The organism is Formosa sp. A9 (assembly GCF_051200825.1).
In the GTDB taxonomy this organism is placed as follows: domain Bacteria; phylum Bacteroidota; class Bacteroidia; order Flavobacteriales; family Flavobacteriaceae; genus Formosa.
This window is the reverse complement of record NZ_CP195158.1, coordinates 3,539,419-3,564,928: the sequence shown is the minus strand read 5'-3', so window position 1 is coordinate 3,564,928 and position 25,510 is coordinate 3,539,419. Positions and strand designations below refer to the sequence as shown.

Annotated in this window: 25 protein-coding genes and 1 tRNA gene; 11 read left to right on the top strand and 15 right to left on the bottom strand. The window is 35.6% G+C overall.

The genetic code is table 11. The features are described 5' to 3' along the window. The first annotated feature begins 24 nt into the window (after positions 1-24). Together ACR9EA_RS15660 and odhB are read left to right on the top strand one after the other, a co-directional pair. Entirely contained in the window at positions 25-2,784 is a 2,760-nt protein-coding gene (locus ACR9EA_RS15660) for a 2-oxoglutarate dehydrogenase E1 component (protein WP_435135136.1), read from the top strand. 34 nt (positions 2,785-2,818) lie between these two features. Continuing rightward, complete coding sequence (gene odhB / locus ACR9EA_RS15655) at positions 2,819-4,039, top strand: 2-oxoglutarate dehydrogenase complex dihydrolipoyllysine-residue succinyltransferase (RefSeq protein WP_435135134.1); 1,221 nt, start codon at positions 2,819-2,821, stop codon at positions 4,037-4,039. Between the two features lie 576 nt (positions 4,040-4,615). On the opposite strand, the gene ACR9EA_RS15650 is transcribed toward odhB, so the two are convergent. Next, positions 4,616-5,248 (bottom strand): response regulator transcription factor, encoded by a 633-nt coding sequence (locus tag ACR9EA_RS15650; protein WP_435135132.1) that lies wholly within the window; start codon positions 5,246-5,248, stop codon positions 4,616-4,618. Between the two features lie 43 nt (positions 5,249-5,291). Next, positions 5,292-5,744: a retropepsin-like aspartic protease family protein gene (locus ACR9EA_RS15645; protein WP_435135130.1), complete on the bottom strand. Its 453-nt coding sequence runs from the start codon at positions 5,742-5,744 to the stop codon at positions 5,292-5,294. 51 nt (positions 5,745-5,795) lie between these two features. On the opposite strand from ACR9EA_RS15645, the gene ACR9EA_RS15640 reads away from it, so the two are divergent. The 8 genes from ACR9EA_RS15640 (at position 5,796) to ACR9EA_RS15605 (ending at position 11,027) form a co-directional block, all read left to right on the top strand. Next, on the top strand, positions 5,796-6,563 hold the full coding sequence (locus ACR9EA_RS15640) for a TatD family hydrolase (protein ID WP_435135128.1): 768 nt from the start codon (positions 5,796-5,798) through the stop codon (positions 6,561-6,563). 4 nt (positions 6,564-6,567) lie between these two features. Continuing rightward, the gene (locus tag ACR9EA_RS15635) at positions 6,568-7,599 is read left to right on the top strand and encodes an asparaginase (protein ID WP_435135126.1); all 1,032 of its coding nucleotides are present in this window, start codon (positions 6,568-6,570) and stop codon (positions 7,597-7,599) included. A 75-nt stretch (positions 7,600-7,674) separates the two neighbouring features. Next, positions 7,675-7,762: transfer RNA gene (locus ACR9EA_RS15630), tRNA-Ser, on the top strand. Between the two features lie 75 nt (positions 7,763-7,837). Further along, positions 7,838-8,608 (top strand): MotA/TolQ/ExbB proton channel family protein, encoded by a 771-nt coding sequence (locus ACR9EA_RS15625; protein WP_435135124.1) that lies wholly within the window; start codon positions 7,838-7,840, stop codon positions 8,606-8,608. 32 nt (positions 8,609-8,640) lie between these two features. Next, positions 8,641-9,057, top strand: a complete 417-nt coding sequence (locus ACR9EA_RS15620) for a hypothetical protein (RefSeq protein WP_435135122.1) — start codon at positions 8,641-8,643, stop codon at positions 9,055-9,057. Between the two features lie 6 nt (positions 9,058-9,063). After that, positions 9,064-9,702, top strand: a complete 639-nt coding sequence (locus ACR9EA_RS15615) for an ExbD/TolR family protein (RefSeq protein ID WP_435135120.1) — start codon at positions 9,064-9,066, stop codon at positions 9,700-9,702. A 16-nt stretch (positions 9,703-9,718) separates the two neighbouring features. Beyond that, positions 9,719-10,201, top strand: coding sequence for an ExbD/TolR family protein (locus ACR9EA_RS15610; protein WP_435135117.1), 483 nt, complete (start codon positions 9,719-9,721; stop codon positions 10,199-10,201). A gap of 109 nt (positions 10,202-10,310) precedes the next feature. Next, on the top strand, positions 10,311-11,027 hold the full coding sequence (locus ACR9EA_RS15605; RefSeq protein ID WP_435135115.1) for a porin family protein: 717 nt from the start codon (positions 10,311-10,313) through the stop codon (positions 11,025-11,027). Here the strand turns inward: ACR9EA_RS15605 and ACR9EA_RS15600 are convergent. The 12 genes from ACR9EA_RS15600 to ACR9EA_RS15545 all read right to left on the bottom strand — a co-directional run bounded on the left by ACR9EA_RS15600 (position 11,022) and on the right by ACR9EA_RS15545 (position 24,418). Continuing rightward, positions 11,022-11,618: a hypothetical protein gene (locus ACR9EA_RS15600; RefSeq protein ID WP_435135112.1), complete on the bottom strand. Its 597-nt coding sequence runs from the start codon at positions 11,616-11,618 to the stop codon at positions 11,022-11,024. The two genes, ACR9EA_RS15605 and ACR9EA_RS15600, sit on opposite strands and share 6 nt — an antisense overlap. A gap of 49 nt (positions 11,619-11,667) precedes the next feature. Continuing rightward, positions 11,668-13,131 carry an RNA polymerase factor sigma-54 gene (rpoN, locus tag ACR9EA_RS15595; RefSeq protein ID WP_435135109.1) on the bottom strand — a complete coding sequence of 488 codons (1,464 nt, stop codon included), beginning with the start codon at positions 13,129-13,131 and terminating at the stop codon, positions 11,668-11,670. Between the two features lie 86 nt (positions 13,132-13,217). Further along, a complete protein-coding gene (gene asnS / locus ACR9EA_RS15590; RefSeq protein ID WP_435135106.1) occupies positions 13,218-14,651 on the bottom strand; it encodes an asparagine--tRNA ligase in 1,434 nt (477 codons plus the stop codon). A gap of 48 nt (positions 14,652-14,699) precedes the next feature. Beyond that, positions 14,700-17,111 carry an efflux RND transporter permease subunit gene (locus ACR9EA_RS15585; RefSeq protein ID WP_435135103.1) on the bottom strand — a complete coding sequence of 804 codons (2,412 nt, stop codon included), beginning with the start codon at positions 17,109-17,111 and terminating at the stop codon, positions 14,700-14,702. A gap of 59 nt (positions 17,112-17,170) precedes the next feature. Further along, positions 17,171-18,460: a hypothetical protein gene (locus ACR9EA_RS15580; RefSeq protein ID WP_435135100.1), complete on the bottom strand. Its 1,290-nt coding sequence runs from the start codon at positions 18,458-18,460 to the stop codon at positions 17,171-17,173. A gap of 107 nt (positions 18,461-18,567) precedes the next feature. Next, positions 18,568-19,125: a ribosome recycling factor gene (gene frr, locus ACR9EA_RS15575; protein WP_435135098.1), complete on the bottom strand. Its 558-nt coding sequence runs from the start codon at positions 19,123-19,125 to the stop codon at positions 18,568-18,570. A 45-nt stretch (positions 19,126-19,170) separates the two neighbouring features. Further along, the gene (pyrH, locus tag ACR9EA_RS15570; RefSeq protein ID WP_435135095.1) at positions 19,171-19,878 is read right to left on the bottom strand and encodes a UMP kinase; all 708 of its coding nucleotides are present in this window, start codon (positions 19,876-19,878) and stop codon (positions 19,171-19,173) included. A gap of 158 nt (positions 19,879-20,036) precedes the next feature. Continuing rightward, a complete protein-coding gene (tsf, locus tag ACR9EA_RS15565) occupies positions 20,037-21,002 on the bottom strand; it encodes a translation elongation factor Ts (protein WP_435135092.1) in 966 nt (321 codons plus the stop codon). Positions 21,003-21,102: 100 nt separating this feature from the next. Further along, positions 21,103-21,864 (bottom strand): 30S ribosomal protein S2, encoded by a 762-nt coding sequence (gene rpsB / locus ACR9EA_RS15560; RefSeq protein WP_435135090.1) that lies wholly within the window; start codon positions 21,862-21,864, stop codon positions 21,103-21,105. A gap of 140 nt (positions 21,865-22,004) precedes the next feature. Next, positions 22,005-22,391 (bottom strand): 30S ribosomal protein S9, encoded by a 387-nt coding sequence (gene rpsI / locus ACR9EA_RS15555; RefSeq protein ID WP_435135088.1) that lies wholly within the window; start codon positions 22,389-22,391, stop codon positions 22,005-22,007. Continuing rightward, on the bottom strand, positions 22,391-22,846 hold the full coding sequence (gene rplM, locus ACR9EA_RS15550) for a 50S ribosomal protein L13 (protein WP_435135085.1): 456 nt from the start codon (positions 22,844-22,846) through the stop codon (positions 22,391-22,393). The genes rpsI and rplM overlap by 1 nt, the downstream gene beginning before the upstream one ends. Positions 22,847-23,068: 222 nt before the next feature. Beyond that, positions 23,069-24,418 carry a hypothetical protein gene (locus ACR9EA_RS15545; protein ID WP_435135082.1) on the bottom strand — a complete coding sequence of 450 codons (1,350 nt, stop codon included), beginning with the start codon at positions 24,416-24,418 and terminating at the stop codon, positions 23,069-23,071. A 237-nt stretch (positions 24,419-24,655) separates the two neighbouring features. On the opposite strand from ACR9EA_RS15545, the gene ACR9EA_RS15540 reads away from it, so the two are divergent. Continuing rightward, a complete protein-coding gene (locus ACR9EA_RS15540) occupies positions 24,656-24,988 on the top strand; it encodes a DUF2853 family protein (protein ID WP_435135080.1) in 333 nt (110 codons plus the stop codon). 48 nt (positions 24,989-25,036) lie between these two features. On the opposite strand, the gene ACR9EA_RS15535 is transcribed toward ACR9EA_RS15540, so the two are convergent. Next, positions 25,037-25,495, bottom strand: coding sequence for an SRPBCC domain-containing protein (locus ACR9EA_RS15535; protein WP_435135077.1), 459 nt, complete (start codon positions 25,493-25,495; stop codon positions 25,037-25,039). Positions 25,496-25,510: the final 15 nt, after the last annotated feature.

The window sequence follows — 25,510 nt, the reverse complement described above, 5'->3', positions numbered from 1 at the left end:
AGCGAGAATGTCTCAAATAATATAATGGATAAATATTCCTTTTTAAACGCAGCACATACAGCATATTTTGCTGATTTATACGATCAATACTTACAAAATCCCGATACTGTAGAGCCGAGTTGGAGAGCCTTTTTTCAAGGCTACGATTTTGGTATGGAAAGTAACGGCGTTACCGAAGAACTCATGGAAGAGTTCTCCTGCGATCATGTTTCAGAAAATTTAACTAAAGAATTTCAAGTTGTAAGACTTATAGATGGCTATCGTACACGAGGCCATTTATTTACCAAAACTAATCCGGTTCGCGAGCGTAGAACTTACGTGCCTACTTTAGCCTTAGAGAATTTTGGGCTTTCTAAAAACGATTTAGATACGGTATTTTCGGCAGGCGAAATTTTGGGCATTGGCTCGCAAACCTTGCGTGAGATTATTAATCATTTAGAACGTATTTATTGTAGTTCTATAGGTATAGAATATATGTATGTTCGTAATCCAGAGCGTAAAGCATGGATTCAAGAAAAATTAAATATTAACGACAATCAGCCAAAGTTCGATGTCGACCAGAAAAAATACATCCTTAAAAAATTAAACGAAGCTGTTGCTTTCGAGAGCTTTTTACATACCAAGTATGTTGGGCAAAAGCGTTTTTCGTTAGAAGGAGGAGAATCTTTAATCCCAGCAATAGATGCTGTAATAGAAAAGGCCGCAGATTATGGGGTTAAAGAGTTTGTAATGGGTATGGCACACCGTGGCCGTTTAAGTACGCTAACAAATATTTTTGGTAAATCGGCTAAAGATATTTTTAGCGAGTTTGATGGTAAAGATTACGAAGAAGAGATTTTTGATGGGGATGTAAAGTATCACTTAGGGTGGACCAGTAATCGTGAAACAGCCAACGGAAAGAAAATTAACTTAAATATTGCACCAAACCCATCGCATTTAGAAACTGTAGGTGCAGTAGTAGAGGGGATAACAAGAGCTAAGCAAGACGATAAGTATGCCGAAGACCCCTCGCAAGTTCTACCAATAGTTGTGCATGGTGATGCTGCAATTGCAGGGCAAGGCCTAGTATACGAAATTATACAGATGGCACAATTAGACGGGTATAAAACCAATGGTACGCTACATATTGTTGTAAATAACCAAATTGGGTTTACGACCAATTATTTGGATGCCCGTTCCAGTACCTACTGTACAGATGTTGGTAAGGTAACCTTATCGCCAGTACTGCATGTTAATGCAGACGATGTAGAAGCTGTAGTGCATGCCGTGTTATTTGCATTAGATTTTAGAATGCAATTTAAACGCGATGTGTTTATCGATTTATTAGGTTATAGAAAATATGGTCATAACGAAGGAGATGAACCTAAGTTTACGCAACCGCTATTATATAAAGCAATTGCAAAACACAAAAACCCTAGAGATATTTATGCCGAAAAGTTAATTAAAGAAGGTATTATAGATCAGGATTATGTGAAATCGCTTGAAGAAGCTTATAAAGCAACTTTAGAAGAAGAGTTAGAAGATTCTAGAAAAGAAGACAAAACGGTAATTACACCGTTTATGCAAGACGAATGGCAGGATTTTGTTAGGGTAACAGAAGACGACATGATGAATGTTATAGATACGACATATCCTAAAGAAAAACTGTCGCAAATTGCTGAAGTGGTTTCTACTTTGCCTTCCGATAAGAAATTTATAAGAAAAATAGAACGCTTAGTACAGTCTAGAAAAACCATGTTCGATGAGGATAAGTTAGATTGGGCTATGGCAGAACATTTAGCTTATGGCACTTTGCTAGAAGAAGGTTACGATGTTAGAATGTCTGGTCAAGATGTAGAACGCGGTACTTTCTCGCACCGTCATGCTGTAATAAAGGTAGAAGATAGCGAAGAAGAAGTGGTGTTGTTAAACAATTTAAGCGATACCCAAGGACGTTTCTTCATATATAATTCATTGCTTTCAGAGTATGGTGTTGTTGGTTTCGACTATGGTTATGCCATGGCAAGCCCCAAGACCTTAACCATTTGGGAAGCGCAATTTGGTGACTTTAGTAACGGGGCTCAGATCATGTTAGATCAATATATCTCAGCAGCCGAAGACAAATGGAAACTTCAGAACGGTTTGGTAATGTTATTGCCTCATGGTTACGAAGGGCAAGGCGCAGAGCATTCATCGGCACGTATGGAACGTTACTTACAATTATGTGCTAAAGACAATATGTTTGTAGCCGATTGTACTACGCCGGCAAATATTTATCATTTGTTACGTAAACAAATGAAAGCTAATTTTAGAAAACCATTAATTGTATTCACACCAAAAAGTTTATTGCGCCACCCAAGAGTGGTATCTACAGTAAACGAGTTTGCAAACGGCAGTTTCCAAATGCTTATAGACGATGTTGATGCCGAAGCGTCTAAAGTAAAATCGTTAGTTTTTGTAACAGGTAAATTCTATTACGATTTATTAGAGGTAAAAGAAGCCCAACAAAGAGACGATGTTGCATTAGTGCGAATAGAACAATTGTTCCCGTTACCAGTAAAAGCTATAAGAGAAGTTATTGCAAAATACAGTAATGCCGAGGAGATTGTATGGGCACAAGAAGAACCTAGAAATATGGGGGCTTATAGCCATATGTTAATGCATTTAGACGAAGCAAAAACGTTCAGGGCTGCGTCAAGACGTGCGTATGGTGCACCTGCTGCAGGTAGTGCAACCCGATCTAAACGTCGTCATCAAGAAGTCATCGATTATGTTTTCGATAAAACAAAAAACAACCAACGATAAAAAACAAATTAAGATTAAACTAAAATATTGAACAATGATTTTAGAAATGAAAGTCCCTTCTCCGGGAGAATCTATCACAGAAGTTGAAATAGCAACATGGTTAGTTCAAGATGGTGATTATGTAGAAAAAGATCAAGCCATTGCAGAGGTTGATAGTGATAAAGCAACATTAGAGCTTCCTGCAGAAGAAAGCGGAACTATTACGCTTAAAGCAGAAGAAGGCGATGCTGTTGCAGTAGGCGAGGTGGTATGTTTAATAGATACTAGCGCAACAAAACCAGAAGGTGATGCGCCTGTAAAAGAAGATAAAAAAGAGGAGGCACCTGCAGCACCAAAAGCAGAGGCGCCTAAAGCAGCTCCAGCAGAGCAAAAAACTTATGCTTCTGGTACAGCAAGTCCAGCAGCTAAAAAGATTTTAGCAGAGAAAGGTATCGAAGCATCGTCTGTTTCTGGAACAGGTAAGGATGGTCGTGTAACCAAGGAAGATGCCGTAAAAGCAGTGCCGTCTATGGGTACGCCTTCTGGTGGAAATCGTGGGACGTCAAGAAGTAAGATGTCTATGTTACGTCGTAAAGTAGCAGAACGATTGGTAGAGGCTAAAAATACAACGGCAATGTTAACGACTTTTAACGAAGTTAACATGACGCCTATTTTTGAACTGAGAAACGAATATAAAGAGGCGTTTAAAACAAAACACGGTGTTGGTTTAGGATTTATGAGTTTCTTTACTCTAGCCGTAGTTAGAGCTTTAGAGCTTTATCCGGCAGTAAATTCCATGATCGATGAAAAAGAAATGGTGTCTTACGATTTCTGCGACATTAGTATTGCCGTTTCTGGTCCAAAAGGATTGATGGTACCTGTAATAAGAAATGCAGAAAACTTAAGTTTTAGAGGTGTAGAGTCCGAAGTTAAACGCTTGGCGCTTCGTGCAAGAGATGGTCAAATTACGGTAGACGAAATGACAGGTGGTACTTTTACAATAACCAATGGCGGTGTGTTTGGTAGCATGTTGTCTACACCAATTATTAATCCTCCACAAAGTGGTATTTTAGGAATGCACAATATTATTGAGCGTCCAATTGCTGTAAACGGCAATGTGGAAATTCACCCAATGATGTATGTTGCTTTGTCTTACGACCATAGAATAATAGATGGTAAAGAGAGTGTAGGATTTTTAGTAGCTGTAAAAGAAGCTCTGGAAAACCCAGTAGAATTGTTAATGAATAACGATATTAAGAAAGCTTTAGAACTATAAGCTTTTCTTGAAAAAGTAAGATATTTAAGCACGATGTTATGCGTAACATTGTGCTTTTTTTATGTGTAAAATTTTTAAAAAGACTTAAAAAAATCCTATTTAAAAATAAATGAAGATATTAATTGCAATAACAACTATAGCTAAAAAGAATAAGCCGTATAGAAAGTACTGGTTGTAAGACGAGTTCTCTTGATTTTTCATAACTGTAGGTTTTGAATAAGCAATTTGAGGGCGTTTGCTTGATTTTAAAATAAATCTAATTAAATTTTAAGAATAAATCATCATTTTGTTTAAAATTTAACCTTAATTTTTTTACAACTCTGCGTTTTTAAAGCGCAGAGTTGTTTTTTTAAATCATACTCCCTTAAACATGATTAATAGCTTTGTAAATATACTGATAATGTGTGTGTTGAAAAATACGTAGGGTTGCGTATTTTATAAGAAAACGTAAAAAAACAAAACCTCTGCATCATTACAATACAGAGGTTTTTAATAATTCTCCCTAAGAACTAATTAATAGCACTGTAAAGGTAAAATATATAGATGGGGTTTGAAATACGTATAATCACGTATTTTTTAAAAAATGTCTTTATTTTGGCTGGCCCATATAAATAAACCATTGTGAATGCCGTGTAGTTTGAGCTTGTTTACAATATTGCTTCTGTGTTTATCTACTGTTCTAGGAGAAACGTTTAAGTCGTCGGCAATTTCTATACTCGTTTTATTATTTGCTATTTGTTTAAGTATTTTAATTTCGGTTTTAGTAAGCTTATTTAACGAGGTATAATCTGTATTAGTGTAAGTTTTTTCAAGGTTTGGGACAAGTTCTTTACTAAAATATGGTCGGTCACAAATAACATTTTCTATGCAGGTTTCAATTTCTTCTACTGCAAATTCTTTTAAAATATAACCGTAAATATTGTGCTCTTTAGCTTTTTTGTAAACATCTTCGCGTTTATCGAAAGTAATTAAAATAATTTTGGTGTCTAAAGCATTTAATTTACAGTCTTGAGCGATTTCCAAACCTGTTTTATGGGGCATTCTAATATCTAGAATGGCAATTTTGGGTTTTAGTTTTACAATAAGATTATATGCTGTAGAGCCATCTGTAGCACTGCCCACAATGTTATATCCGAGCGATGAGAGGTAATTCATCATGCCTTTAAGCATGAGCGGATGATCGTCTGCTATAACGATTGAGCTTTTCATGTATGGTTGGTCTTAGGGTTAAGACGGTAAAGTTAACCAAAACTTATGTAATCATAAATTTTTTAAGGTACAGATATTTGCGGTCGTAATCTATAATTGCCTTCCCTTTTTTTAGAATATCGGCGCCAATAATACCGTCTACTGGTCGGGAGTTATGGTGCATTAAAGCGGTGTTAACATGGGTCATGTTAAATAATATTAAAGACACTTTATCTTTTTTCCATTTCCCTATTTTTAACCGGTTTTTTTTAGACAGTTGGGTAGCCATATTTGTAGCGCCGGCACCAGCAGCTTTTATTTCGGAATCTTTTACCTTTAATTTAAAGGTGTCTATAGCTTCAAAACCTACGCACGAACTAGAAGCGCCGGTGTCTAGAATAAACAATCCTTTTATTCCGTTAATGGTGGCACGGATTTCGAAATGATTTGTTTTTGTAAGTTTCAATTTTATCTTAACGTAATCTCTTTCTAACAGAAAATCTTGTAGTGATGTCATCTTAATAGATTTTAGACAAAGATAATGATGTAAAACAATTAATTTAGCAGCATGATTATAACAGATACCCATACCCATTTATATAGTGAAGCATTTGATGACGATAGATACGATATGATTACTCGTGCTATTGAAGCAGGTGTATCTAGATTTTTTATTCCGGCTATCGATTCTACTTATACAGAACGGATGCTGCAATTGGAAGCAGATTTTCCTGAACACATGTTTTTAATGACTGGTTTGCACCCAACCCATGTAAAAGCTAATTTTAAAACAGAATTACAACATGTAGAGCACATGTTAGCTAAACGACAATTTTATGCCATTGGCGAAATTGGCATCGATTTGTATTGGGATACGTCTACTTTGGCCATTCAACAAGAAGCCTTTCGTTACCAAATTCAATTGGCTAAAAAACATCGTTTACCTATAGTGATCCATTGTAGAGAGGCATTCGATGAGGTTTTTGAAGTATTAGAATCCGAAAAGTCAGACGACCTATTTGGTATTTTTCATTGTTTTACAGGAAATGCAGCCCAAGCGCAACAAGCGTTATCTTATAATATGAAACTCGGTATTGGGGGCGTGGTCACCTTCAAAAATGGCAAAATCGATCAGTTTTTAAATGAAATTCCGTTAGAAGCAATTGTTTTGGAAACCGATGCGCCTTATTTATCGCCAACACCATATCGTGGTAAACGCAACGAGAGTGTTTATATTTTAAGAGTTTTAGAAAAATTATCCGAACTGTATTCACGTTCTCAAGAAGAAATTGCCAGTATAACTACAGCAAATTCTAAACAAATTTTTGGAGTGTAATTTTATGACTAGACTTAGACCTAACATACTATTAATCTATACAGGTGGAACCATTGGTATGGTAAAAGATTTTGAAACGGGAGCTTTAAAAGCATTCGATTTTAATAATCTGTTAGAACGTATACCAGAATTAAAACAGTTAGATTGCGATATCGACACCATGTCGTTTAAAGACCCTATAGATTCTAGTAATATGAATCCGAAATATTGGGTAGATATCGCCGAGGTTATCGAGAATAATTACGATGCATTTGATGGTTTTGTGGTGTTACATGGTAGCGATACCATGAGTTATACAGCATCGGCCTTAAGTTTTATGCTCGAAAATTTAGATAAACCTGTAGTGTTAACAGGATCGCAATTGCCTATAGGCGATTTACGAACAGATGCTAAAGAAAATCTAATAACCTCTATACATGTGGCATCGTTGCAGCGTTATAATAAACCTGTTATACGAGAGGTAACTTTGTATTTTGAGTATAAGTTATATCGTGGTAACCGAACAACAAAACTAAGTGCAGAACATTTTGAAGCTTTTGTGTCAATGAATTACCCAGAGCTCGTAACTTCTGGGGTGCATTTAAAAGTAAATTACGATTACCTATTTAAACCGAAGCGCAGAAAGCCGCTTGCAGTGCATAAAACGTTCGATACGAATGTGGCTATTGTAAAACTGTTTCCAGGTATTTCGCAATTGTTTTTAGAAAATGTATTTCATATACCAGAACTAAAAGGTGTTGTTTTAGAAACGTACGGAGCTGGTAATTGCACTACCGAAACTTGGTTTTTACAGGTATTAAAAGAAGCAATAGCCAAAGGCATACATATTGTAAATATTACCCAATGTGTAGGCGGAAGTGTGCTCATGGGGCAGTACGAAACTAGCGAAAAGTTAAAAAGAATGGGGATAATATCCGGAAAAGACATTACAACCGAGGCCGCAATTTGCAAATTGATGTATTTGTTAGGGCAAAAAGTCTCTCCTAAAGTATTCAAAACCATATACGAAACCGCATTGCGCGGAGAATTGACTTAAAATTAACTGCTAAAATTTTTAGGTGTTAAAGATTTTTTGTTATTTGCCGTACTGTAAAGAAAACTAAAAATATACAGAGAGGTGGCCGAGTGGTCGAAGGCGCACGCCTGGAAAGTGTGTATACGCCAAAAGCGTATCGAGGGTTCGAATCCCTTCCTCTCTGCAGATATTTTTATTTTTTAATTGCAAAATTTTTATATCTTTAACACTTTAACTAATAAAATTAAGATCAAGAACAATGAAAAGATTATTTTCTATCCTAGCCATTACATTTATGGTGGCATTCGGAACTGTTAATGCAACTACAACCAGTGCTGCTACTGTAGCTACAACCGTAGTTTCTTCCATTCAAGATGATGCTGCAGCACCTGCAGAAAAATTAGGTTTTCATCAAGAATTAAAAAAGCGTTTCATAGAAGGTGGCGCAGGATTCATGGGAATCGTACTATTATGTTTAATTCTAGGTTTAGCGATTGCTATCGAGAGAATTATCTTTTTAAACTTATCGACAACAAATACTAAAAAATTAACTCAAAAAGTAGAAGATGCATTACAATCTGGTGGTGTAGAGGCTGCTAAAGAAGTATGTAGAAATACAAGTGGTCCTGTTGCTTCTATTTTCTATCAAGGATTAGATAGAACAGATGAAGGTTTAGATGCTGCTGAAAAAGCTGTTGTAGCTTACGGTGGAGTACAAATGGGACTTTTAGAGAAGAACGTATCTTGGATCTCTTTATTTATCGCCTTAGCTCCGATGTTAGGATTCATGGGTACGGTAATTGGTATGATTGAGGCCTTCGATAAAATTGAAGCTGCTGGAGACATGCAACCATCACTTGTTGCTGGAGGTATTAAAGTAGCCCTTTTAACAACAGTATTTGGTTTAATTGTTGCTATTATTCTACAAATTTTCTACAACTACATTATTGCTAAAATTGATAGTATCGTAAACGACATGGAAGATGCTTCAATTACTTTAATGGACTTATTAATTAGAAATAAGAAGTAATAATAGTAATAATCAATTAAAACACATATAACATGAGTTTACATAAAATACTAACAATTATTGTTGCAATACTAGCCGTTTTAGGAGCCATTTTCGCTTTAATGATTATGTCTGGAAACGATAGTATGGTAGACAATATGATGTATGTTACTTATGTTGTTCTAGCCCTTATATTAGCACTCGTATTAGTATATGTTATTGTAGGGTTATTTCAAGGTAACATTAAAAAAACATTACTGTCTGTAGGCGCATTTTTGGTAATATTATTTATTGCCTATGCAATGTCTTCGGGTACAGATTTAGATTTAACACCATTTACAGATAAAGGAATGGAAGTAACAGAAGCTACATCTAAGTATGTAGGTGCTGGTTTATATGCTTTCTACGCTTTAGCTATTATAGCTATCGGTTCTATGGTGTTTTCAGGATTCAAAAAAATTATAAACTAAGAAATTATGGCAAAAAGATCAGCACCAGAAGTGAATGCAGGCTCTATGGCTGACATTGCTTTCTTACTTTTAATATTTTTCCTTGTAACAACAACTATTGAGACAGATTCTGGATTAAACAGAAAACTTCCTCCTTTGGAAGAGAACGAACAACAGGATGTTATAATTAAAGAGAAGAATATTTTTCAATTAACGGTTAATAAAAATAATGACCTATTTTTGAAAACAGGAGGTGAAGAAAAGCTCATTGAATTGAAAGATTTGCGTGTAGCTGCTGTTAACTTCTTAGACAATGGTGGTGGTACTGGAAAAGATGCTTGTAAAAATTGTCAGGGTAAGAGAAACCCTAAATCATCTGATAATTTTGACAAAGCAATTATTTCTCTTCAAAACGATAGACTAGCTAAATACGACATGTACATATCTGTGCAGAACGAGATTTTAGCAGCTTACAATCAATTACGAGATAGAGAGTTTAAAAAGGCTTATCCCGGACTTGATATGAGTTTTGTAGAAGCAGATAAGCGCTATTCAGACCCAAGAACATCAGCTAGCGAAAAGGATCAATTAAAAGAGAAGTTGGAAAACATTAAAGTAATGATTCCACAAAAATTCTCTGAAGCAGAGCCAAAAAAGTCTAATTAGATAAACACTACAAATTATGTCTAAATTTAAAAAGAAAAAAGGTGGCGACTTACCGGCTATATCTACAGCATCTTTACCGGATATTGTATTTATGTTATTATTCTTTTTCATGGTAGCAACCACAATGCGTGAGACTACTTTAATGGTTGAGAATAAGTTGCCAGCAGCCGACCAGGTTGAAAAACTAGACAAAAAAGATTTGGTAATGTATATCTATGCAGGTAAACCAAGTCAAAGGTTTCAAAGTCAGTATGGTACAGAATCAAAAATTCAGTTGAACGATAAGTTTGCTGATGTTAGCGAAATAGCAGCATTTATCTCTGCAGAGAGAGCTTCTAAACGTGAAGAGTTGGTTCCGTTTTTAACTACCGCTTTAAAAGTAGATAAAGATGCCAATATGGGTATTGTATCTGATATTAAGCAGGAACTACGTAAAGTAAATGCTTTAAAAATTAATTATACCACTAGAAAAGGTGATGCCGTTTCTGGTTCAAAATAGTATATCTTAATTTTATATAATAAAGGTGTTTTGAGTTTTTCAAAACACCTTTATTTGTTTATAAGAGATTGGGTTTTTATAATTAGTTTTACAAAACAGATTTATAATTATGTTTAAACAGTATTTGGTCTTACTTTTTGTTATGGTTCTTGGGGTTAGTAAACTGTCTGCCCAAACCGATACTACAGCTGTTAGCGTAATAGACTCGCTGTATAAGGAAGATCAGTTTTATTTGGGGATATCGTATAACATTCTTAATAATATGCCCAGTAAGATGAAACAAAATGGATTTTCGTTGGGTTTACAAGGCGGATTTATAAAAGATATGCCTTTAAATAGCAAGCGAAACATTGCTTTGGGTCTTGGTTTAGGTTATGCTTTTAATACCTTCAATCAAAATATGGGCGTGCATAAATCTCCAGAAGGCGAAGAAATATATATTGTTTTAAATGAAGACTACGATTTTAATTACGAACGCAATAACTTTTATTTACACCAAGTAGAATTGCCTATTGAGTTTAGATGGCGGACGTCTACGCCCGAAAGCTACCGCTTTTGGAGGATTTATTCGGGTTTTAAATTCAGTTATGTATTTACCAATATTACCAATTTTAAAAGTCCTAGCGGGAATGAAAGACATGTTAATATAGACGGGTTTAACCCCTTCCAATATGGTCTTACTTTAAGCGCTGGCTATAACACGTGGAATTTTTACTTTTATTATGGTCTAAATACCCTTTTTGAGGACGATGCCAAGACGTTTATTTATCAGAGGGACATTGACATGAACGTGATACAACTCGGGCTTATTTTCTACTTATTATAACCAATACGGCGTTAGTATAAATTGCGGAATAATGCCAAGACACATACCAATAAGTAATTCTTGCGAGGTATGTGCTTTAAATGCTAATCTGGAACTTGCTACAGCTCCCATTAATAAGCTAATTATAGCGATGCTACCTAATGCATTTATGTGGTAATGTATGCTAAGACTTACAAAAAACATAAACAATCCAGAAATGGCCATCATGTGTAAACTGGTTTTGAATTTAAAAAACAGTAATAGGGCACAACTTAACGTTGAGAATAGCACACCTAAAAAGAAATAGTAAAGCTCTGTAAATTCTTGTACAGGAATTACTCGTTTAATAACGAGAACAATAATGGCCGCATATATTAGAAGTGGCAAAATACGCTCTTTAGTAGTTTTTAAATGTATGCTATCTATTTTCCCCATCATTTTTAAAACATAACTTATAAGAATGGGCAAAAGTATTGTTAAAATGAAAAGACTTAAGGTCTTGAATTTTACAATGTCGTAGGGAATATATCTTGGAGATTTATAAAAATAGAATAATACACAGGCCAGCGGCATAAAAAGCGGATGGCAGATGTACGAAAAACTTTTTAGCATTATAATAGCAATTTGATGCCAAAAGGTACAAAATATAATAGCGCAATATTTAAATTTTTTTGCGCAAACGGGCCACAGGCAAATCTAATTGTTCTCTGTATTTCGCTACTGTACGTCTGGCTATAGGGTAACCTTTATCCTTTAAAATAGATGCCAGATTTTCGTCGGTTAAGGGTTTTCTTTTATCTTCTTCTTCAATAACGGTTTCCAGAATTTTTTTAATTTCTCGAGTAGAAACATCTTCACCTTGATCGTTTTTCATCGATTCCGAAAAGAACTCTTTAATCAGTTTTGTGCCGTAAGGCGTATCGACGTATTTGCTATTGGCAACTCGCGATACAGTAGAAACATCCATGTTTATTTCGTCTGCAATATCTTTTAAAATCATAGGTTTTAACTTGCGTTCGTCGCCCGTTAAAAAATACTCTTTTTGATAGTGCATGATGGCACTCATGGTTACAAAAAGTGTTTGTTGGCGTTGCTTAATGGCTTCTATAAACCACTTAGCGGCATCTAGTTTTTGCTTAATAAAAACAACAGCGTCTTTTTGTGATTTAGATTTGTCTTTACTTTCCTTATAGCCCTGTAGCATGTTGTTGTATTCTCTCGAAACGTGCAATTCTGGAGCATTTCTTCCGTTTAAGGTTAACTCAAGTTCGCCATCAACAATTTTTATAGCAAAATCTGGAACTACATGTTCTACAATACGATTGTTACCAGAATAGGATCCTCCTGGTTTTGGATTTAAACGTTCAATTTCTTCGATGGCATCTTTTAATTGCTCTTCGCTTACATCGAATTTTTGCATTAATTTTTCGTAATGCTTTTTGGTAAACTGATCGAACGCATCGTCTATAATTTGTGTAGCTAGGGCAATATCTGCCACTTTTTCTTTACGATGTAGCTGGATGCTTAAACATTCTTGTAAATCTCTGGCGCCAACTCCTGCAGGATCTAGTTGATGAACGATATGAAACACCTTGTTAATTGTATCTTCATCGGTATACACATTTTGAGTGAAAGCTAAATCGTCCATAATATCGGGTGTCGATCGGCGTATATAGCCACTTTCGTCTACACTACCTACCAAAAATTCGGCAATGTCGCGTTCTTCATCAGTTAAACGAAAGGTGTTTAATTGATTGATAAGATGCTGGGTAAACGAAGTACCAGCAGCGTAAGGCATGGTTTTTTCTTCGTCGTCGCCACTGTAGTTATTGGCTTGCGTTCTGTAATCTGGAATGTCGTCGTCGCTTAAATAATCATCAACATTTATGTCGTCTGTATTGATGCTTTCTGCGTCGTTATTGTAATCGTCATCAGAGTTGTCAAAATTATCATCAAACTCACTTAAAGGTTCATCTTTACCGCTTTCTAAGGCTGGATTTTCTTCCAATTCTTGCTTTAAGCGTTGTTCGAACGCTTGCGTTGGCAACTGAATCAATTTCATTAATTGAATTTGTTGCGGCGATAGTTTTTGCGATAATTTAAACTGTAAGTTTTGTTTTAGCATATGGTTTGATGCGATTTATCATAAAAATAAAAAAAACAATCTATATACTGTATGCATATAGATTGTTTTGTGAGTATTTTAAGACCTTAAAATTCTGCGTTCTGCGGTGTTCTAGGAAAAGGTATTACATCGCGAATATTGGTCATGCCGGTGGCAAACATTACTAAACGTTCGAAACCTAGACCAAAACCAGAGTGTACAGCAGTACCGTATTTTCTTAAATCTAAGTACCACCATAATTCTTTCTCATCGATGTCTAAAACGGCCATTTTCTGTTTTAAGACTTCTAATCGTTCTTCACGTTGCGCGCCTCCAACTATTTCCCCAATGCCTGGGAACAAAATGTCCATGGCGCGAACTGTTTTACCGTCTTCGTTTAAGCGCATGTAAAAGGCTTTAATGTTGGCTGGGTAATCGAACAGTATTACAGGGCATTTAAAATGCTTTTCTACAAGAAAACGTTCGTGTTCGCTTTGTAAATCGGCACCCCATTCTTCAATTAAATAGTTGAATTTCTTTTTCTTGTTAGGTTTACTATTTCGTAAAATATCTATGGCCTCGGTGTAGCTTACACGTTTAAAATTGTTATCTACTACAAAACGTAGTTTTTCAAGCAAAGTCATTTCGTTACGTTCGGCTTGAGGTTTCTTTTTATCTTCGTCTTGCAGGCGCTGGTCTAAGAACTCTAGATCGGCAGCGTTATTTTGTAAAATATAGTTGATAACCGATTTCATAAAGTCTTCAGCCAAATCCATATTTCCAGCTAAATCCATAAAGGCAACTTCTGGTTCTATCATCCAGAATTCAGACAGGTGTCTCGAGGTATTAGAATTTTCGGCTCTAAACGTTGGGCCAAAAGTGTACACTTTACCTAAAGACATGGCATAGGTTTCGGCTTCAAGTTGTCCAGACACGGTTAGATTGGTTTCTCTTCCAAAAAAATCTTTACTAAAGTCTACTTCGCCTTGTTCGTTTAATGGTGGTTGTTTGGCATCTAGATTGGTTACTCGAAACATTTCTCCTGCACCTTCGGCATCGCTTCCTGTAATTATTGGTGTATGCACATAATGGAATCCATTCGTGTTAAAATACTGATGAATAGCAAACGATAAGGCCGAGCGCAAACGCATAACGGCACTAAAAGTATTGGTACGGGTGCGTAAATGTGCCTGTTCTCTTAAAAATTCGAACGAATGTTTTTTAGGTTGAATAGGATAGGTTTCAGGGTCTGAATCGCCTAAAATAACTATCGATTTTACCTGAATTTCTACACTTTGCCCTTTACCTTGGCTTTCGGTTAATTCGCCTTTTATATGCACTGCAGCGCCTGTTGTAATGCGTTTTAGTGTTTGTTCGTCTGTGTTTTCAAAATCGACAACACATTGTATATTTTGTAATGAAGACCCGTCGTTTAAAGCAATAAATCGGTTTGCTCTAAATGTTCTTACCCAGCCTTTTACTTCGACTTCGTGGAGTGTGATTTCTTGTGATAATAATTCTGAAATTGTACTTGGTTTCATTTTGTAATAAGTTTAACTCTGCAAATATAATTGTTTATACCTGGTTTGTTATTTGTTAAAATTGTTTTCTTCGTCATCTTCATCGCCGTCTTCCGGAATAATATTTATTGTCGGTTCTCTTAATACTTTTTTGTTGGCAATATTGCGTTCTAACGATAAGAGTAACGATGGTAGCAGTAATAAATTAGAGAGCATGGCAAACAACAAGGTTACCGATACTAAAGCACCTAAAGCAACGGTGCCTCCAAAACTGGAAATAATAAATACCGAAAAGCCAAAAAACAGAACGGTAGAGGTATAGAACATACTAACACCCGTTTCGCGCAAGGCTCCATAAACAGAGCGTTTAATTTTCCAATGATGTGCCTGTAATTCCTGACGGTATTTCGCTAAAAAGTGAATGGTGTCATCTACCGAAATACCAAAAGCAATACTAAATACTAAAATAGTTGATGGTTTTATGGGTACGCCCAAATAGCCCATTAATCCGGCAGTAATTAATAGTGGTAATAGGTTTGGAATTAACGAAATTAAAATCATTTTAAACGACCTGAACATATAAGCCATAAATAGCGATATTAATAGAATGGCCAAGCTTAACGAAATCGCAAGGTTTTTAACCAAATATGTGGTTCCTTTTTGAAACACTAAAGCTTTACCAGTCATGGTCACGTTATAGCGTTCTTTAGGGAAAACCTTGTCTATTTTAGTTTGTAAATCGTCTTCAATCTCTTGCATTTTATCGGTGCCAATGTCTTTCATAAAGGTTGTAATACGGGCGTATTGCCCTGTACTGTCAACAAAACTTTGAAGCAAGTCGGTGTTAGACGACGAGTTTTTTGCGTACGATAAAATAAAACTGTTTTCTTGTGTTGTTGGTAATTGGTAATATTTAGGATTGCCGTTGTAATAGGCCTGTTTAGAATATTTTACCAAACTAACTATAGATATTGGTCGCGATAATTCTGGAATGTCCAGTATGGCGTTTTCTAATTCATCCATACGTTTTAAGGTGCTCAGTTTCATTACCCCTTTTTTACGTTTGGTATCCACCATAATTTCTAAAGGCATAATGCCGTCGAATTCCGTTTCAAAAAACTCGATATCCTTAAAAAATGGTGCCTTTTGGGGCATGTCTTCCAATAAACTTCCAGAGATTTTAATCTGATAAATGCCTATAATACTCAAAGCTAATAGTATAACAGCAGAGATGTAGATGGTAATACGTCTATGGCGTACCATACGCTCCATCCAACCAACAAAAGCGCCAATCCAACGTTTGTTTAAGTGTTCTAAATGGCGGTCTTTAGGAAACGGTAAAAAGGTATATAGAATAGGAATAATGAGTAAGCAAAGAATAAAAATAGCCAGAATACTTAACGAAGCCACAACACCAAACTCTTTCAATAATTTGCTTTCTGTTAAAATGAATGTTGCAAATCCAGAAGCTGTAGTAACATTGGTCATTAAAGTGGCGTTACCTACTTTGGTAATTACACGTTGTAACGATTTGACTTTATTGCCATGCGATTTTACTTCTTGTTGGTATTTATTAATTAAAAAGATGCAGTTGGGAATTCCGATAACAATAATTAGCGGCGGAATTAAAGCTGTTAAAACCGTGATTTCGTATTTTAAAAGTCCCAATATCCCTAAAGTCCACATCACCCCAACAGATACTACTATTAACGAAATGAAAGTGGCTCTAAACGATCTAAAAAAGAAAAAGAAAATGACCGATGTTACCAGTAATGCGGCACCAACAAAAAGTCCTATTTCGTCAACAATATTTTGTGCATTTAAAGTGCGAACGTAAGGCATACCCGAAATATGCACATTTAATTGGGTGTCTTTTTCGAAAGCTTCAACTTTAGGAATTAATACATCCATAACAAAATCCTTTCGCGCAGGCGTGTTAACTACTTCTTTTTTAAGGTAAATAGCGGTACGGATGGTTTTTGTTTTGGTATTAAACAAAAAGTTGTCGTAAAACGGATATTTTTTAAATAAATCGTTCTCTAAGGCTTTAACTTCTTCGGTGGTCGATAGCGAGTCTTTTATAAAGGGCTCTAACGTGAATTTTTGAAGGCTATCATTTTTAATCAGCTTTTGTAAATCTTTTAAATCTACTACAGCTTCAACTTCTGGTTCTTGTTTAAACGATTGCGAAAGTGTGTTCCAAGCATTTAATTTATCTACGGTAAAAAAAGTACTGTCTTTAATACCAATAACTACTAAATTTCCTTCTTCACCAAAAACATGTAAAAAGTCGTTATAGGTTTTGTTTACTTCGTGGTCGTCTGGTAATAAATTGGCCTCGGTGTAAGTAAAACGCATGTATTTCCATTGGGTACTTAAAAATACAGTGGTTAGAATAATTACTATTAAAATAGCAATTTTATTTCGTAAAATAAGCCGAGCAACATGTTCCCAGAACCCGGTTGTAAAAAGTTTAAGCATAAGTTTCTAAAAGAACCGCAAATGTAGAAAAAAGCTGCGTATTACTTAAACCTAAAGACTTATAATGTAACGTTAAAAGTAAATTTTAGTGCGATATTATCTTCTATATCTTGTAAATGATAAGCTCCGTATCTGTAAGTTAAACTAAGACCAAAACCAAAGACCAATTGGTTGAGTTCGAACCCCGATTCTAGGTAACCCTTATCTAGGGTTTTAAACGTTATGCCTTGATGTCTTGAAGGGTTTTGCATATCGCCTAAAGCAAAACGGGAAATGAGCACCAATTGGGGTTTAGAATACGTACTGTGGTAAAAAGGTTTAAAATAATGTTTGAACTGCAATGCCGTAAAAACATCCGAAAAGAATTCGTTAAAATACATGGTCTCGAAACTGTTTAAACCAGCTACCGAAAACCGTTGCATTATAGTTGCCTTATTTATGTTGTTGGGGTAGGCGTGAAACAAATGTGTTAAGGGCGCATCTCCGATTGCAATTCCAGAGGCAAAATCTATTTCGGAATGCGATTCTTTATTGTGTATCCAATGGTAGGTGCCTTTAAAATCTAATTTGTAAAAATTAAAATCGCCCTGAAAAGCATCTGCGATACTTTGAGTGTATTGTAAAGTGAATTTAGGATATCCGTTTTTGGTTTTCTTAAAGCCGTTGTCTTGTGGTTTATACACATCGAAAGGATTCCAGAGTAGCGCTATTTGCGCTGTGGTTAGCTCGTAATAATTATAGGCGGTATCATTGGCCAGAAATATGTAATTGAATTTAGGATCTATATTACTTACCGAAAAGCTAAATGCAGATGTTAACTGAGGAATAAAATCGTGTTCTAAAGTTACAGATTTGGTAATATGCCTGTAAAACAGACTAATATTAAGTAAGCGCGGCTCGAAAAACTGAAAGATACGTTTGTCTGTTAAAAAATGTGTACTTGCTGTTTCCTGTAAATCGTCTGTATAGGTAGCATTAACCCAAGTTTGGTGTTTAGCATTTAAACGCAAACCACCGCCAAAACTGTATTTATATTGTCCATCTTTAAACCCGTAAACCGTGTAGGCGTTTAGTTTAAACTTTTTGGAAAACAAATTGCTTGTGCTACCACCTAACCCTGTTCGGATGCCCTCAAATTGATTGAATTTGAAAAGATAGCGTAGGTCTAAATTGAAGTATTTAATGGGAAGGTAACCGTTGCCTATATGTTTTAATAAGTCAGTTTTTTTATCTTCTTTACTTTTGGTTTTAATACTGTCTTCGGCCTTTTCTATTTCTGTAACTATTATTTGCGCGTTACATAGCATAACCGAAAACAAAAAAAGTATAGTAAACCAAAACTTGTGCATGTAGTGCAGTTAAAAAATGAAGATTCCAAAGGTAAGATAATTAACTATAATATGCTTGGAAACGGATTTTTTGAGTGCTAAAAAAAGCGACTTTAAGTCGCTTTTAATTATACTGTCATGATTTCTTTTTCCTTTATGGCTAGAATGTCATCTACCTTTTTTACGTACTTATCGGTAAGAGTTTGCACGTCTACTTCGGCATTTTTCTTTTCATCGTCAGAAGCGTCGTCTAATTTTTTAATCTCGTTATTAGCGTCTTTTCTGGCGTTTCTAATACCAATTTTACCGTCTTCGGCTTCGGCTTTGGCTTGTTTTGCCAAATCGCGTCTGCGTTCTTCGGTTAAAGGTGGTACGTTAATAATAATCATATCGCCATTATTCATAGGGTTAAAACCTAAATTAGCAATCATTATGGCTTTTTCTATTTCTTGAAGCATGTTCTTCTCCCATGGTTGCACAGAAATGGTTCTACCATCTGGAGTGTTTACATTGGCAACCTGACTTAATGGGGTAGACGATCCGTAATAATCTACCATAACACTACCAAGCATAGCTGGACTTGCTTTTCCGGCGCGGATGTTTACAAATTGTTTTTCTAGGTGTTTTACGGCCGCGTCCATAGCTTCTTTTGCAGAGTCTATAATAAATTGAATATCTTCATTCATGGTTTAATACTTTATTGTTTATAAATATAACAAATGAAATTAGAGTTAAAGGTTTACTTCTGTACCAATATTTTCTCCAGAAATCACTTTCAATAAATTGCCTTTTTTGTTCATATCGAAAACAATAATCGGTAATTTATTTTCCTGACTTAAGGTAAACGCTGTGGTATCCATAACTTTTAAGCCTTTTTTAAGCACGTCATCAAAAGATATATGATCGAATTTTACAGCATTACTGTCTTTTTCTGGATCTGCGGTGTAAATACCATCTACACGTGTGCCTTTTAAAATAACATCGGCTTCAATTTCTATGGCACGTAACACGGCTGCAGAATCTGTGGTAAAATACGGGTTACCAGTACCACCACCAAAAATAACCACGCGGCCTTTTTCTAGATGGCGCATAGCCTTACGTCTTATAAAAGGTTCTGCAACTTCGTTAATTTTTATAGCGGTTTGCAAACGGGTAGGTATATCGGCATCTTCTAAAGCGCTTTGTAGCGCCAAGCCATTTATTACCGTGGCTAGCATACCCATGTGGTCGCCTTGCACGCGGTCCATACCGTTACTGGCGCCAGCAACACCTCTAAAAATATTACCGCCACCAATTACTATAGCGACTTCTACACCTAAATCGGTAATGGCTTTAATGTCTTTAGCATATTCTGCTAAGCGTACAGGGTCTATACCGTATTGACGGTCGCCCATTAAAGCTTCGCCCGATAATTTTAAAAGGATACGTTTAAATTTCATAGTCTGTTTAAAGAAGTTGTGCAAAACTACATAAAATTTTTAAAATGAAAGCTTATAAATGGGGGTTGGTAATGGGATATTTATAGGACAAATAAAAAAGCCATTACTTAATTATTAAGTAATGGCTTTTGAAGTATGATTGTGTTTACTACGTTGTATTAACCTAAAGCAACACGAGAGAAACCTGTAATTGCTACGCCGTCGAAAGATTCTACGTATTTAGCAACAGTTACTTTTTCGTCTTTAATAAACTTTTGGTCTAATAAACATTGTTCTTGGTCTAAAGTGGTGTTGTCTGATACGAAACGATCCATTTTACCAGGAATAATTTTATCCCAGATTTGTTCTGGTTTACCTTCAGCTTTTAATTCGGCTTTAGCATCTTCTTCTGCCTGAGCCATAACTTCTGGAGTTAATTGAGACATAGAGATGTATTTTGGTACGTTTTTAAGTGTTTTACCTAAACGTGCTAATTCTTCGTTGTCTTTTTCGATTACAGCAATACGCGCTTCAGTTTCTGCAGCTACATAAGCTGGATCGAAATCTTTGTAAGATAAAGAAGTTGCTCCCATAGATGCTACCTGCATCGCTAAATCTTTAGCTAAAACTTCAGATTGCTCTATGTTAGCAGATAAACCTACTAAAGCAGCAATTTTGTTAATGTGAACGTAAGAACCTACATAAGGAGCTTCTAATTTAGAATATTCTTTAATTTCTAATTTCTCACCAATAACACCAGTTTGTTCAACTAATTTTTCTTCAACAGTAATACCATCAAAATTGGCAGCTAATAATTCTTCTTTAGAATTCACAGTCATTGCTAAATCGGCTAATTTGTTAGCTAAAGCAACGAAATTTTCGTTTTTACCAACAAAGTCGGTTTCACAACCTAAAACAATAGCCACACCAACAGTATTGTCTGCATTTACTTTAGCTACTGCAGCACCTTCGCTAGAGTCTCTATCTGCTCTGTTAGCAGCAACTTTCTGACCTTTTTTACGTAATACGTCGATTGCTTTATCGAAATCTCCTTCAGCTTCTACTAATGCTTTTTTACAGTCCATCATACCTGCACCAGTAGCTTGTCTTAATTTGTTAACCTCTGCGGCTGTTACTTTTACCATAATTTCTATGTAATATGAGTTAAAAAAAGTCGTTCAATTAATTTTCTACAAAGAAAAGAACTAAACGACTTATTTATGTTATGTAATGATTATATGTAGTTTATTCCTCTTCTTCTGTAGCAGTTGCTTTTTTCTTAGAAGAAGTTTTTTCAGCTTTAGCTGAATCTTTATCGGCTTTACGCTCTGCTAATCCACCAGCTATAGCTCCAGTTACATGAGATAATACTTTGTCGATAGATTTAGAAGCATCATCGTTTGCAGGGATTACGTAATCTACTTGACGTGGGTCTGAGTTCGTATCTACCATTGCAAAGATAGGAATGTTTAATTTTTGTGCTTCTTTAATCGCGATGTGCTCACGCTTAATATCTACAACAAATAAAGCTCCTGGTAAACGAGTCATGTCGCTAATAGAACCTAAGTTTTTCTCTAGCTTAGCTCTTAAACGATCTACTTGTAAACGTTCTTTTTTAGATAAAGTGTTGAATGTTCCGTCTTTCTTCATTCTATCGATAGAGGCCATTTTTTTAACCGCTTTTCTAATAGTTACAAAGTTAGTTAACATTCCACCAGGCCATCTTTCTGTAATGTAAGGCATGTTAATTGCCCCAGCTTTTTCAGCTACGATGTCTTTAGCTTGTTTTTTGGTTGCAACAAAAAGGATTTTACGTCCAGAAGCAGCGATTTTGCTTAATGCTTCGCCAGCCTCGTCTATTTTAGCTGCAGTTTTATATAAGTTGATGATATGGATGCCGTTACGCTCCATATATACGTAAGGCGCCATGTTTGGATCCCACTTACGCGTTAAGTGTCCAAAGTGTACACCTGCTTCAAGTAATTCTTTTACTTCTACTTTTGCCATTTTGTAATAGTTTACGTTCTGTTGAATTAGCAATGATTAAGTGGCTTTAAAACAAAAGGCCTTAACCATTTAGATGCTAAACTAAATCCAGATTTAAATAAATCTTGGACAACAAAAACTGGATTAAATTTTGTTTGATATTAACGTTTAGAGAACTGGAATTTCTTACGCGCTTTCTTCTGACCGAATTTCTTACGCTCTACCATTCTTGGGTCTCTTGTTAATAAACCTTCAGGTTTTAAGATGCCTCTGTTTTCTGTATCTACTTCGCACATTGCGCGAGAGATTGCTAAACGTACAGCTTCTGCTTGTCCTGTAATACCACCTCCATATACATTTACTGTAATATCAAAGTTGCCATCATTGTTAGTCATGGTTAAAGGTTGGTTTACTTTATACTGCAAAGTAGCAGTAGTAAAATAATCCGCCATGTCTTTTTTGTTCACGGTTATTTTGCCTTCTCCTTGGGCAACATACACACGAGCAACAGCCGTCTTTCTACGGCCAATTTTGTGAATTACTTCCATTAATTGAATTCGTTTAAGTTAATTGCTTTTGGTTTTTGAGCCTCGTGAGCGTGCTCTGTACCAACAACAACGGTTAGATTACGGAATAAATCTGCACCTAATTTGTTTTTAGGTAACATTCCTTTTACTGATTTCTCTACTAATCTCGCTGGATCTTTAGCGAACATTTCTGTAGCAGATAAACTTCTTTGACCACCTGGGTAACCTGTGTGACGAATGTAAGTTTTATCGTTCCACTTGTTTCCTGTTAAGTTGATTTTTTCGGCATTAACAACAATTACATTGTCTCCGCAATCAACGTGTGGTGTGAAATTAGGTTTGTGTTTACCTCTTAAAAGTTTTGCAACTTTAGAAGCTAAACGACCTAAACTTTGACCTTCAGCATCAACTAAAACCCACTCTTTGTTTACAGTAGCTTTGTTGGCCGAAATCGTTTTGTAGCTTAATGTATCCACACTTTTTAAATTTTCTAATTAAACATTCCTCTCTTAAAAAGAGTTTGCAAATTTACGATAATCTATTTTATTACCAAATAGTATGAGATAAATTTTATGCTCTGTATTTCAGTCAATTAATTTTTACTGTGTTTTGTTCCGTTACATTGGCATACTCCATTTACTTTTAGGTTTGCTAGAAGCGGATTTATAAATGGGATACATACCTGTTGTGAATTCAACTTATTTAATTAACGATTTGATTTTTTGATTAATAAAAGGAACCTCTATACCAACAACAAATTGCCATCGTGCATATTTTGCATGCGTATCGGGTGTTGTTGTAACGTCTAACGGATTGCCGTCCGGGTTAAACGGACTTGGAGCACTGCCAGAACCGCCTGTGTAAGTAGCGCCAAATATGGCATTCGCCCAATTTAATTTCCAATCGGTACCGAAACTTAAATGCATAAAATTACCACCAAGATTCAACTCTTTGTTGTTAGGGTTAGATAAATCGAAAACATTAGCGTTAGTTGTAAAACCATTAAAATCTGTAGAAAAAGCAATAAACGATTGTAAATTGTCTTTAATATTAATTTCTGCACCCAGCCCAAAATTGACAACAGCTTTACGTTCCTCGTTAAAATGAACTACTGTAGGAGCGGTTTCGCCGAGATCTAAATTAGGAATGTCTATACGTTGGTAAGTCGATATGCCAGTAACATAGTCTATATTAATATGAATTTTATGCTGCTTGTATGGTATGCCTGCTCCCAGAGATACAGATAGTGGTTCTTTGCGTTTAGAGTCTAATTCTTTTAATTGATAATCGTAGAAAACATCGTAATCGGGACCTAGACCGGAAATTAAATTTTTATAGTTAAAGCTGGCTTCTTTATAAATTTCTATATAAGGCAGGCTTATGTTCAATCCAATATCGGCTTTTTTAATATTGTAGTTGGCGCCTACTTTAAAAATGAGGCCGTACGATCGTTGTGTAAAACCTGCCAATTTTTGGTAAAAAGCAGTGGTGTTGTCTGCTTCTAGTACAGTATGGCTTAAGGTACTGCCCTCGCTGTATCTATAAGCCGATCCAAAAGCTGTGATTCCAAAACTAAATTTCTCGCCTATTTTTTCTGCCCAGGTTAAACCCATCCATTCATCCTTAACTTGCGATTTTAAATTGTAAGCACCAGAATATTTTTCGTGGTTAGGAAAAACATCCTGCAGGGCATTGCTCATGGTGTTGGTCGTGTAATTTAAGTCGGTATTGGTATCTAATTTGGTTAAAAAGGTATACGCAAACCGAGTGCCAAATAAATTGAATGTAGCACCTGCCATATTGGGCACACCATCAAAATCGTTATTAGATACTTTCGAAGATTCTCCAAACACATTGGTTAACGAAATAGAGCTAAACTGGTAGGCTTTGGCATTAATAGCAAAACCAGTAGTTTCTAATTGGGTAAGTCTGGCAGGGTTGTAATACGCTAAACCTAAATCTGTAACACTACCTGTAACATTTCCTGCTAAAAGGATAGAGCGGTTACCAAAAATATTAAACTTGTAATTGGCTTGTTGGGCACACATAAAAGTGTTGTTCAATAATACAAGAAAAACAAGGGGTAAAAAGCGCATAGCGACTAAGTTAAATAGATCTGATTTGTTTGCAATTTACAATATAATATGTGTTTTACAAGTGGCTTTTAGCTAGAGAAAGTGGCTTGGTATTTGTATTAAATTTCCGTTAAAGCCTTAATTGTTCGATATTATTTTTTATCTTACTACATCAAATCGAATTAATTAATAATTTTTAAATGAAGTAACATGAGTGAACTAGAATCAAAATTAGCTCAATTAAAAGCAACTGCCGAAAAGCAATTAGCAGAATGTGGTGTAAGTAATATAGACCATGATAAATTAGATGGATATGTAAATAGTTTAAAAACTATGGTCGATAACCAAGATGCGGTTTTAGTTTCTGGATTAGATCCATCGGAGTTAGAAACTGTTCGTCGTAATTTTGTAGAGAAAAAATTAGGTGTAACCGATAAAGATAAGGCCATGGCTGCGATTACTAGCGTGGTAGATAAAATGTCTGGAATCAGAAATAAAAACAGACCAGCATTTTATTATTTAGTGTCTGAGGCACTTAATTAATATTGAACACATAAATGAACAAAGCCACCTAAAATTAGGTGGCTTTTTTTATGTTGCGCAAATCGATTTTAAAAGTTCTAATGCCTTTGGGTAAGTCGTATTGAAAAAGTCGAGATAATCTTCTACGGCGTCTAATTCAATAGTTACCGTTGTAATGCCATCTTGTTCCGAGAAGCTGTAGTTTTCGTGTCCGCCAGCCCAAGCTTCTACTTTAGGACCTTCCAATATCTCGGTATCGTTTTCTAAAACACCATAATGCTCGATCGATACAAACTGATTAGGTTGATGTTTTACAATTTTAGAAATCATACCGCCTTTATTACCATTTTCGTCGGTACCAATAAAAAGAATTTTAGAGCCTTCTTGCCAACTGCCTTCGTAAGTCGATGTTGGGTTAAAAGCAGTTGTCCATGCATTATAAGTGTTTTTATTGTCTAGTCCCAGCATGGTTTTGTATACATGGGCTACTGGGGCGTTTATTTGTACTTCGTAACGAATTGTTTTCATAGTTTTGGTGGTGTT